Annotated in this window: 10 protein-coding genes; 2 read left to right on the top strand and 8 right to left on the bottom strand. The window is 48.5% G+C overall.

Annotation, left to right across the window (positions count from 1 at the left end; translation table 11 throughout):
• Positions 1–80: 80 nt before the first annotated feature.
• Positions 81–1,268, bottom strand: coding sequence for an FtsW/RodA/SpoVE family cell cycle protein (locus NC994_RS16865; protein ID WP_190411238.1), 1,188 nt, complete (start codon positions 1,266–1,268; stop codon positions 81–83).
• A 502-nt stretch (positions 1,269–1,770) separates the two neighbouring features.
• On the opposite strand from NC994_RS16865, the gene NC994_RS16860 reads away from it, so the two are divergent.
• Entirely contained in the window at positions 1,771–2,010 is a 240-nt protein-coding gene (locus tag NC994_RS16860; protein WP_190411192.1) for a hypothetical protein, read from the top strand.
• 301 nt (positions 2,011–2,311) lie between these two features.
• Here the strand turns inward: NC994_RS16860 and NC994_RS16855 are convergent, their stop codons facing one another.
• The 5 genes from NC994_RS16855 to NC994_RS16835 all read right to left on the bottom strand — a co-directional run bounded on the left by NC994_RS16855 (position 2,312) and on the right by NC994_RS16835 (position 7,943).
• Positions 2,312–2,515 (bottom strand): phycobilisome linker polypeptide, encoded by a 204-nt coding sequence (locus tag NC994_RS16855; RefSeq protein WP_190411193.1) that lies wholly within the window; start codon positions 2,513–2,515, stop codon positions 2,312–2,314.
• 234 nt (positions 2,516–2,749) lie between these two features.
• The gene (gene apcB, locus NC994_RS16850) at positions 2,750–3,235 is read right to left on the bottom strand and encodes an allophycocyanin subunit beta (RefSeq protein WP_190411194.1); all 486 of its coding nucleotides are present in this window, start codon (positions 3,233–3,235) and stop codon (positions 2,750–2,752) included.
• 62 nt (positions 3,236–3,297) lie between these two features.
• Positions 3,298–3,783, bottom strand: a complete 486-nt coding sequence (gene apcA / locus NC994_RS16845) for an allophycocyanin subunit alpha (RefSeq protein ID WP_190411195.1) — start codon at positions 3,781–3,783, stop codon at positions 3,298–3,300.
• A gap of 231 nt (positions 3,784–4,014) precedes the next feature.
• Positions 4,015–4,212, bottom strand: a complete 198-nt coding sequence (locus NC994_RS16840) for a hypothetical protein (protein ID WP_190435419.1) — start codon at positions 4,210–4,212, stop codon at positions 4,015–4,017.
• Positions 4,213–4,541: 329 nt separating this feature from the next.
• Positions 4,542–7,943: a phycobilisome rod-core linker polypeptide gene (locus tag NC994_RS16835; RefSeq protein WP_190435416.1), complete on the bottom strand. Its 3,402-nt coding sequence runs from the start codon at positions 7,941–7,943 to the stop codon at positions 4,542–4,544.
• Between the two features lie 441 nt (positions 7,944–8,384).
• On the opposite strand from NC994_RS16835, the gene NC994_RS16830 reads away from it, so the two are divergent.
• Entirely contained in the window at positions 8,385–9,581 is a 1,197-nt protein-coding gene (locus NC994_RS16830; RefSeq protein WP_190435413.1) for a class I SAM-dependent methyltransferase, read from the top strand.
• Positions 9,582–9,674: 93 nt separating this feature from the next.
• Here the strand turns inward: NC994_RS16830 and NC994_RS16825 are convergent.
• Both NC994_RS16825 and NC994_RS16820 read right to left on the bottom strand, forming a co-directional pair.
• Positions 9,675–10,396, bottom strand: a protein-coding gene (locus NC994_RS16825; protein WP_190435410.1) for an IS1 family transposase whose coding sequence is annotated in 2 segments (ribosomal slippage) — positions 9,675–10,090 and positions 10,090–10,396 — 723 coding nt in all. Because the reading frame shifts where the segments join, the coding sequence is not laid out codon by codon here.
• Between the two features lie 78 nt (positions 10,397–10,474).
• The gene (locus NC994_RS16820; protein WP_190435405.1) at positions 10,475–11,029 is read right to left on the bottom strand and encodes a hypothetical protein; all 555 of its coding nucleotides are present in this window, start codon (positions 11,027–11,029) and stop codon (positions 10,475–10,477) included.
• Positions 11,030–11,192 lie beyond the last annotated feature (163 nt).

Genomic DNA, 11,192 nt, shown 5'->3' with positions numbered 1-11,192 from the left:
TTCTGGTAGTGGGTAATGGAAATTATCCTCACCTAAAACCTCTCTTTCAATTTGTGCAATTTAGATATATGACAGACAACTTATTGCTCTCGGCGTCGCCGCCTAGCCGCAGACCGACGTCCTTGCAGCGACACAATTTCTGCTTCGCTACTTTCCCTCGCCACACGAATCAGCAGCCCAGCGGCAATCAAACTCGCAATCATTGAATTGCCACCATAACTAAACAGCGGCAAGGGCAAACCCGTAGTAGGTAGGACACCAGTCGCAACGCCAATATTTAGTAGTGACTGCCCCACCATCAAAATCATGGCTCCAATCGCCACCAGCCGGTGAATGGGATTTTGCGCCTTTATCGCCACAATTAGCGCCAGCGCTGCATAAGCCATCAGCAGCAACAGCAGCAGCAAACTGCCTGCAAAGCCAAATTCTTCTGCGTACACCGCAAAGATAAAATCGGTGTATTGAATCGGCAAATAAAACAGCTTCTGTTGCGATAGCCCAAAACCAGACCCCCAAGTGCCGCCAGAACCAACTGCCAGCAAACTTTGAATCAGCTGGTATCCGTCTTGCATGGGGTCAGCCCAAGGATTCAAAAAAGACATTATCCGACGACGCTGATATTCTTTCACGCTGATACTGATTGTCGCCAAGAGCACCCCGCCCAGCGCTGTTCCTCCCAAGTAGGAATAAGGCAACCCAGCAGCAAGTGCAATTAGCCACAAAGTCATCCCGCAAAGTGCGGTTGTACTTAAGTTGGGCTGTAGCAAAATTCCCAAAAGCACGCAGCAAAAAATAAACAGCCAGGTCAAGCGGACTTTCCACGTTAGTCTGTCCCAATGCCCAAAAATCCGAGCGCCTTGCAACACCAGGAACGGCTTGATCAACTCAGAGGGTTGAAGTGGAAATGGCCCCAAGGCTATCCAACGGGTTGCGCCATTGGTGGTGGTTCCCACTCCTGGAATCAGGGTGATGAAAATCACTCCCAACAGGAGTATGACAAACCAATCAGCGATTTCTAGAACAGAACGTAGGGGGAAGTTCACCACCAGGTTAAATGCTACTAGCCCCAGGATGACTGAGATGATTTGGCGCTTAAAGTAGTACATCCCATCTCCAAACTCAGCATCTGCGCTGGGATAGGACGCCGAAAATAGCACGACTAACCCGATAAATAGCCAGAGGAAGGTGAGCCACCGCAACAATCTGGCATCTATTGCCCAATCCTGGGCAGAGGAATTAAAAACAGGAATTAGCTGGCGTAAATTCACAGCGACTTGGCGTATAGGTAACATTCAGCGGCAGGGAATCACAAAGCGATCGCTCTGGCGGATGCACGGAGTGCTGCTCGCTCCCCAACATTAGCAGCGGTACCGACCAAAATGATAAGGCGCTTTGCCCTATATCGGTTCATCCGCTCCCGATTTTCTTTGCTTTTCTATAAATCTTTCTGACATCTAACGGCATCAGGAGATCGCTTTCTAAATCAAAAATTTATTAATCTACCCTCTAAATTAAAGCTTTCAAGAAGATTGCTTCACTGACGATCTTTGTATTGAACTTAACCGTATGATTACCGAATCAAAATTCTAAATTTCAGTGGTTTAAGTAAAAACGCGACCTTATTACTTCGTAATATCTATCGCCCCTATTACGTATAATCACGCAGACCACTTAGAGTTTGGATTGAGCAAGCTGAAAAAGCTCAATTAGCCCCCAAGACTACAGAGACGATTCCCTATTTCCTATAAAGTTGAGCGAGATTACTTAGAAATGCAGGTCAAAACTCATCCTCTCAATGTAACGGTGCTGACTGTCCTGGTGTTGGCAGGATTTATCGGCATCGCCTCCATCCTATTAGCTCTCGTCAGCTCATCTTCACTCTACTCATCTACACATCCAGTGGTGATACCTTGGATAGGCGAGCAGCATCGATGTGAGACAAGCGGTAGAACTTGGAGAGAAGAGAGCGAGGAAGAATGCCTGGATTACGAACACAGCGCTGAGTTCTAAAAGAATTTGGCTTAACAGAAATTCCGGAAAAATCCTTGACAAGAAGTCAATAAATGCTTACCTAGCAAACTTTAGTCGTTCTTTTTAATCTAGTTCTTATATGATTCACAAATTACTAGCAACAGAATCGCTCTAGGCGTCTGCTGAAAAAGGGAGCTTCGGGAATCGAAGTGTAGCCTAATAAAACGAATTGCTATCGAAAGCGGCTATTGAGCCACAAAAAAAGAGGTCCTTAAGACCTCTTTGCATTTGAATCTTATCTAAATGTTGAAAATTCCGTAAACAAGCCTATTTCCGCAAATTAAAGTAGACCAGTATTTACTCCTGGCTTACCAGTAGCCAGCTCAACCTTAACGATTTTTCCACCCATTTTCATAATCCGCTGCTGTTCGCGAAACCAATTTTCGTAGGGAACGAGTTTCGTGAAATAAGTGTTTTGCAATTCCCGCTGAGTCCGGATACGGGTCTGGCTGGGAACACAGGCAGTAATTTTAAACATCCGCATGGTTAATTTCTCCTAGTCAGGTGGTGAGGAAATTTTTGATCTCAATCAATCTTTGGATTGGCGTATCTAATTAAGACACCGAAGGCTGGGAGTCAAGAGTCAATACTAGACCGCTAAAACTTATCAACTTAATTCGACAAGCCTTTGACGAGCTAGCATTCACTCCAGACTTCCCAGACTTCACCAGACAAAACGCAGTCGCTTAAAACTTAAGCGATGAACGAGCGCTTACGCTTAGCTCAAGCCAGAGCAGATGTAGTCTAAATAAACGCCCATTTCCTTACCAGCATCAGCACCCACCAAGCTGGCGGTAACTTCTTTCATGGCTTGGATAGATTGCACAGTAGCGGAGATGGGAACACCCAAGGAGTTGTAGGTTTCCTTCAGACCGTTCAGCACGCGCTCATCCAAGATGGATGGGTCGCCAGCTAGCATGGCATAGGTGGAATAGCGGAGGTAGTAGTCCAAGTCGCGGATGCAAGCAGCATAGCGACGGGTGGTGTACATGTTGCCACCGGGACGGGTGATGTCAGAGTACAACAGGGACTTAGCAACCGCTTCCTTAACGATGGTGGCGGCATTAGCGCTAATGGTGGTTGCTGCACGAACGCGTAGTTCGCCAGTGTTGAAATAGCCCTTGAGCTTTTCCAAAGCACCAGTGTCAAGGTATTTACCTTGAACGTCAGAGGAATTGATAACAGCAGTAATTGCGTCTTGCATTTTTCTTGTTTCCTTATCTTACGTAGTCAGGTTCTAATCCTTAGCAGGGGAAGGGAAACACCCTACTGCATGGCACCAATCACGTAGTCGAAGTAAGCGCCTGCTTCAGAAGCATCTTCGCCAGACATCATGGAGGAAGCAGCATTCTTCATAGCGCGAACGCCTTCAGCAACTGCGTCAACCGGGGTACCCAGAGACTTGTACATTTCACGAACGCCAACCAAACCGATTTCTTCAATCGGGGTGACATCACCAGCAACGACTCCGTAGGTGATCAGGCGTAGGTAGTAGTCCATATCCCGCAGGCAGGTAGCGGTCATTTCTTCACCGTAAGCGTTGCCACCGGGAGAAACAATATCAGGACGCTTTTGGAACAACTGGTCGCCAGCTTGCTTGACGATGCGCTCGCGAGAGTCGGTCAACGTTTGGGCAATCCGGAGGCGACGCTCACCGGAGGTCACAAAGTTCTTGATCCGGTCTAGTTCGCCTGGGCTAAGATAACGAGCCTCGGCATCAGCATTCACGATGGATTTCGTGACGATACTCATTTGTGGATTCCTCCAATCAAAAGAAAAGTTTTACCAGATGGTTTGAAACTGGCATTCGCCAAGGAATGTGGAAGCCTGTCACTGCTACAAGAATACTTGTTCGGTATCTTTAGCATTTTTCAGTGTAACCATCCGTACACACTGCCTGGGACTCAGCTACCTTCCGCAAATAATTTTGCGGCATTCTGTTCACATTCCAGGTCTCTTCTTAACACTTTTTAATATTGTTCCTCATTTTGGGGCTTTGAGGGCGATCGCAGCGGGTTTCGCTGGGGTCAGTTGGTCATCAAAGAGCGATCGCTTGCTTGGGAGGGGAGCGATCGCTGTCAGGATTTTTGAATTTTTGCACCCCTGAGCATCAATCACCTTCTCTTCCCCCTTGTCCTCCACATCTTCGCGGCTCCATAAAAATGCGATCGCCCATTCCATGCCCTAATCTGTTCTGCTGATTTAGCTTTAGCAGAAACTTTAAGGGATTCAAGTTGTGGACACTAGATGAGCCACTTTACCACAATGCAGTTGGACAAGGTTTTGCAGTGCGGTTATTGGGGGAATTTGACCCGAAGAATCTATCTCATTGGAGGATGATCGACAAGATAGCGCTCGCCTCTTCTATTTCTATTTCTGTGGTTTCTGGAGCATTTCTGCGGTTCGATCAACTTCCCGTGTCATCCAGCGCACAGAGCAAAACTTCCGATTCATTAGGAATGGGGAACGGGTCATCAAAATGACCCATTCCCCATTCCCGACTCTCGGATTTATCGGCTCAAGCGATTACCGATGTAGGAAGGCGACATATCTGACCAGGATTGTTTCACCAAGTCAGCTGCTGCTTTCACACTGCCCAGATAATTACCCGCTGGCAGGGACGGGAAGCGGTTGTAAGGCACCACATCCTCGCCGAAGTAACGGGCATACTCAGGACTATCCACCATTGCCTCTACAGCCGCCTTCAAGCCGCCATCCGCCAGCAGTTTGTTGTACTGCCGGATTTCACCTTGGGTCGCGGGTGCGCGTCCCAGCAGGTGCCGGAACAGGAACTCAATCACCTTGGTGTTGGGATAGGGGGCATAGAAGCGACGGCGATAGATCTCGGAACTCGCCAGACTCTTCACAAACTCGCGCACCGAGATTTCACCGTTGCGGAGTCTGCTATCGAGATCCGAACGGCGCAGTTCCCCAGGAACTTGACCGCTGAAGATATCCATCACCTGACAGTAGATGGCATTAATCACCTGTGCAGATTCACCCTGGTTCATTCCTGGGTTCATCCGGTAAATTCGAGCAGGCTTACGCCGCGATGTCCCAACTCCAACTTCAACGGATTGCCCGTCACCGTTGGTAAAGGAACGACCCAACTCGATAAACAGCGGCTTACTCATGTCGCGCTGACGAGCTTTTGCAGCGATATCTGCGATCGCTTTACCCATCAGCGGCATCTTCGCCACATCCATGCGCGACTGCACCGGCTTGAAGCTGGGAACCACCAAGTCATCATTCTGCTTGGTCAGTTGGTTATACAGCTTCTCGGTATTCGGGAAGTTTGCCGCTGGCAGGGTCGGGAAGCGGTTGTAAGGCACCGTATCTTCTCCAAACGCCTGGGCATACTCTGGGCTATTCACCATTGCGCCCACAAAGCCCCGAAGCCCTTCAGATGCAAGGATCTGGTTATACTTGCGAATTTCTACTTGGTCTAGGGGTGCCCGTCCCAAGAAGTGCTTCGTACCCAACTCGATCACCTTAGTGTTCGGGTAGGGAGTATAGAACTCTTTGATGTAGAGGTCTGAACCTCCCAACGCCTCAATAAATTCCTTGAGGTTGATTTCACCATTCCGCAGCTTGCTTTCAAAGTCGCTGAATTGGTTCTTCACGATATAGGGTTCAATATCGCGCTCGAAAATTTGCCGGTATGCTGCCCGGATTGTGTTTTGCACCAACGCTTTGTCGTTGGTTTCTGTCAGCTTAAAGACCTTGGTTTGCTCGCGCTTCTTGCTGACACCCTGGTTGATGCGGAATTGAATGTCGGGTTCTGTCCGCAGCTGCGTGACTTGACCGAGTTCCACAAAACGAGGGGTTTCTTGCTTCTCAATTTTCAGAGCTGTGTCGGCAATGCTGCCAATCCGAAGGCTACGCAAGCTGACTCCAGCTGGTGTCAAATAGCGCTCGTAAGGAATCGTATCTTCCCCAAATGACTCGCTGTATTCGGGGCTATCGATAATCGCGTCAACCAGGGCGTAGAAGCCTTTTTTGGCGCAAATATCAAAATACTTGTTAGTTTCCTGACGTCCATAGGTGGGACGACCCAACAGACGGCGGTGGATGTATTCAATCGACTTGGTAACGTACAGCGAAGTCCAGTACAACTTGCGGAACAAGTCAGACTTAGCCAGAGCGCGGATGAACTCCCGCACTGTGGTTTCGCCGTTCTCCAGCTTGATTTCCGCCACTTTGAGGCGCTGACCTTCATAGACATCCCGCCCGAATACTTGCAGGTAGGCTGCCTTAATCACCGCTTGGGTGGAACTTTCGGAGTATTTAACGCTGGAATTCTTCACATACCGTTTGAAGGATGTGCCGCCGTTCCCACCTGGGCCGGGGAGTTGATCCAGTTTAAACACCTTCGGACCCAAGGAACCCGGAGCTTTGGGACGAGCTGCTGGGTTGCTCAGTTGGTTGTCAATTCCTGGGCCTTGGCGGATCAGGATGCGACGAGTATCTTTACCAAACGGAGCAGGACGGGTGTTGGGATTTTTGGTTTCTTTAGGGAAGATTGCCCCAAACTGAATTTCTAAGGGGTCGTTGCCGGAACCATACGGATGTTGGTCGGGCAGCGGTCGCTCATAAGCAGCAAATGTGGTGAGGAACTGCGGTACCTTGCGGAAAGGCGCGCTGTAGTTCAACAAATCTTGCTGCGGTCCCCAGTTGCGACACTCCTGCGCTTCTTGACCCAAACCCCGGATGTAGGGCACGGTTTCTTCGCCGAAGTAGTCGGAATATTCCTTAGAATCCACCAGGGCATCAACGAGACCGGGTAGACCTTTGCTGGAAACAATGGAGAAGTATTCTTGGACTTCTTCACGGCTGGATGGGCCACGACCCAGGAAGTGACGGAATGCCAGTTCCAGAGCGCGACTGTTGATATATGGCTCGTAGAAGTTTTTGCGGTAAAGAGTAGATTTACCCAAGCGGCGGATAAATTCTTTCATTGAGATGTCGCCATTTCTGACCTTGGATTCTAAGTCAGAGATGCCAAGGCTGTAAGCGCGAGTAATGTCGCGCTCAAAGACTTGCCGATAGGCGGCTTTGATGATTTCTTGCTTTTCCGAAGATGACAAACCGGGCTTCATGGCGTACTTGGGACGCCGCTCGGCTGAATTGAAGTAAATTTGGGGCAGTTGCAGACCTTGCTGATCGCCAGAAGGACGCTGCCGCACTTTGTCGGAGGGGGTGGGGGCGCGGAATTCGCTAATCAGCACTTCAAAGTACTGGTTGACAATCGTTGTCCCTTCCTCGTCGCGCCGGAAATAACCCAAGGCGGCTGCCCGCATTTCCTGCAACGCCACAATTGTCGCTTCGCCGGAGCAAGCATTTTCAATGATTTCCCGCAAACCCCGCGTGTTAACCGCGATGATATTGGGGTCTCCGGCAACAATTGCGTAGGTCAGGTAGCGCAAGAACCAGGATAAGTCCCGCAACGACTTTTGCATATTGCCCGGACCGTAGCGGGCAACGTTGATCGGTCGGAAACCCGCTGGCGTAGGACCGCCGCCGCCTGCGCTGAAGAGCGATCGCAACCCCTGCAAAAAGCCACCGCTGCTTTCCACATAGGTGACATTTCCCAGTGCCATCCCTTGCTTGACATCCGGAACGTTAGCCATCACCAATTCGGGTTCGCGAGGCTTTTCTAAGAAAGCCATCGGGGAACCCCCGACGAAAATCCGGTTGGCTGCGCGGGACACAATCAAGTCTGCATTTTGGGTGAGCGTTTGAGAAATCTCAAGACGCTTGCTGCCAGAACTGAAATAGCTCTTCAGTTCATCTAGCTCACCCCTCCCTAAGAAGCGGTCTTGTTGTTCCGCTTGCGAAATAGTTGCAACTGGTACTGTTTGATATAGTTGCGGACGCGCAACTGAGCTTCCACCACTTGCCTTAACACTCATTGGATCTCAAAAGCTCCCTATCTAAATCGTCACTGCGTTAAACATGACCAGAGTGCCACTGATGAATGATGAATTGTGAAGGGTGAAGGATTAAAGTTAGCCAACCGCCACGGGGGCGACTTACCCTGCGAAAGTGGCTTTTTCCCTACGGCTTATGGCTTATAAGCTTCATTCTTGCGCCTTCAACATCTCAGCGTTCATCTTTGAGCCTTTATCCTTTAACTGCCTGGGGTTAATCAGCTCAGTTTTTAGATTAAAACTTTTCGGGCTTCTCAGACTGGTTTGTTAAAAAGTGTGTAGAACCCTATCTAGGTGTTCACAAGGTCATAATACTAAATGGCGGCAGATTCCCTGAGAAGAGCGATAAGTTTTGTTACTTAAGCAGCCGTCTACCTACAGATGACCTGCTCGGACATCTCTAACTTTACCCTTTAATGTGATATGGAAACTAGGCAGGATATTAGTTCCGCCGTCCAACGACTCTACGATACTTACCCTTTTCCACCAGAACCTCTGCTGGATAGTCCGCCTCCCGGCTATAACTGGCGCTGGAATTGGCTAGCCGCCTATCACTTTTGCACCAGTCAAACGCCCCAAAAGCAAGATGTCCGCATTTTAGATGCTGGATGTGGCACGGGTGTAGGGACAGAGTACCTGGTTCACCTCAATCCGGCGGCTCAAGTGGTGGGAATTGATTTGAGTTCGGGCGCTTTGGAGGTGGCACGAGAGCGTTGTCGCCGTTCCGGGGCAAATCGCGTCGAGTTTCATCACAAGAGCTTGTATGACGCGCAGGAACTACCGGGTGAGTTTGATTTAATCAACTGTGTTGGGGTTTTGCATCATTTGCCCGATCCGATTCGGGGAATTCAATCCCTGGCGGCAAAGTTAGCTCCGGGAGGCTTGATGCATATTTTCGTTTATGCTGAGCTGGGGCGCTGGGAAATCCAGTTGATGCAAAAAGCGATCGCGCTCCTTCAAGGTGAACGGCGAGGCGACTACCGCGATGGCGTTCAGGTGGGACGTCAGATATTTGCGGCTTTGCCAGAAAATAATCGACTTGTCAAGCGAGAAAAAGAGCGCTGGTCTTTAGAAAATCAGCGGGATGAGTGCTTTGCCGATATGTACGTTCATCCCCAGGAAATCGACTACAACATCGAAACCCTTTTTGAACTAATTGATGCTTCGGGTTTGGATTTCGTTGGTTTTTCTAATCCCAAAAACTGGGAATTAGAGCGACTTTTGGGGAAAAATCCAGACTTGCTTGAACGGGCAAAAAACTTGAGCGATCGCGAACGTTATCGTTTAATCGAATTATTATACCCAGAAGCGGTCACTCACTACGAATTTTTCCTAGCACGTCCTCCCCTATCTAAAGTAGACTGGTCATCGGATGAGGCACTGCTGGCAGCCATTCCAGCCCGAAACCCGTGCATGGATGGATGGCCTAGCCGCTGTCTGTTTAACTACGATTATCAGATTGTCAATTTGTCAGAGGGAGAGTTTGAATTTTTGCAAGCGTGTGATGTTAACTCAGAAAAACGTCGAAGCATAAAAGAAATTTTGGCGAGTGTTTCGTTGGAGTTGGATCTTGTGCGATCGCTCTTGAAACAACAGCTAATTATGCTGGCATCGAGTTAACAAATCGGTAATTGTTAATGGGTAATAGGAAATTCGTGACGATTTATTCCCTATCACCTATTCCCATTACCAATATTTCATATATCGGTAGTCCTAAAGATGTAAGGATGCATTGTAATGGTGGACAAAGTACCAAATTGCCCCAATATGGTTCTCCAATTTCTTGGAAAACGATAACGTCTTCCTCACCAAACGTGACACTCGCTGACGCAAGGTACAGTTAAACCGTTCAATTAAGCTAGTTTTGCCACTTTCCTTACCCACACTTTGATGCCGTTTACTGGGGAAGATATCCTCATAAGCAGACCAAAAATCGGTATAAGCAACAGCGCACTGGCGATAAACTGCTGGCAGGGCATCCCACAATCCCTGTGCGCTATTTTGACTCCGGTCTCCCACGCACACCCCAACAATTTCCCTGGTTTCGACATCTAATGCCAACCAAATCCACTGCTTGTTGCCTTTGTTACCCACAAACGACCACATCTCATCACATTGGATGGTTAAGCCCCCCTTTTTTTAGCCTGTACCTTCACTTGACGGGGCACGTTCCGATATTTCTCATTGACATAGCTTTGGAGCCAAGGTTCTGAAACACCTGCTACTCTGGCAATGCCAGCTAACGGAATCTTCTCCAACAGCAGTTTGTCGATCAGAGTTTTGGTGATTTGATCAATGACTTTGTTTTGTGGGTCTTGGACAAATTGTCTACCACAATCGCGGCACTTGTAGTTTTGTTTGCCATTATGGATTTTGCCATTTTTGACAGTATGCGTTGAGTCACAAGCAGGACAGGCAAGTAGAGAAACCGGCATAAATCAATTGGGGTCACTTCGTCTTCTCTATCCTTACATCTTTAGGACTACCCATATATCAATTCAGCTTGCCTTACATTAGTTACCCTGGTTTGGCTGCGGGTTCCTTGGTTCTGCTTCCCAAATGATCTCTCGTTTTGGCTCTTCGTTGTTGTCGTCTGGACTCTCAGCAGGCGTTGGTTCTGGGATTTCCGCAGGAGTCTCAGCAGGGATTTGATTTTGTGGTTCTTCCGGAGTCTCAGCAGGCGTTGGTTCTGGGACTTCCGCAGGAGTCTCAGCAGGGATTTGATTTTGGGGCTCTTCTGGAATCTCAGCAGGCGTTGGTTCTGGGACTTCCGCAGGAGTCTCATCAGCAGGGATTTGATTTTGTGGTTCTTCTGGAGTCTCAGCAGGTGTTTCAGAAGGCGCTTCATCTCCTGCTTCAAACTCAATCGTAATAATCGGTTTAGCCTCCTGATAGATAAAGGCTTCCATATCTCCTATAGGATTTCGGGCACTGTTAAGGCTGTCACCATCGTAGGGGGGAGTGCCATTGAAGAATTTTTCAAGCCGATAGGTTTGAGCCACGGCTGGTGAACTGATAAAGGCACTTAATCCAATGATGCAGATTAACCCTTGAGTTTGAGGTTTCATTTAACCAATACCTCCTCAACTACAGTTACCTGTAGTCTATATAACCACCAAAATTAATCGAAGTTTCCAGTTTATATCCTTTAGTGACTTCTGTAAAACTTGAACAAAAAAATTAGTTCAGATAGAACCGGCAACGGGAAAGACGTGATTGTACTCCTTTAAG

The organism is Trichocoleus sp. AS-A1 (assembly GCF_039962015.1).
GTDB lineage: Bacteria > Cyanobacteriota > Cyanobacteriia > Cyanobacteriales > FACHB-T130 > FACHB-T130.
The sequence above is the reverse complement of the archived record's forward strand: the minus strand, read 5'-3'. Positions and strand labels throughout refer to the sequence as shown.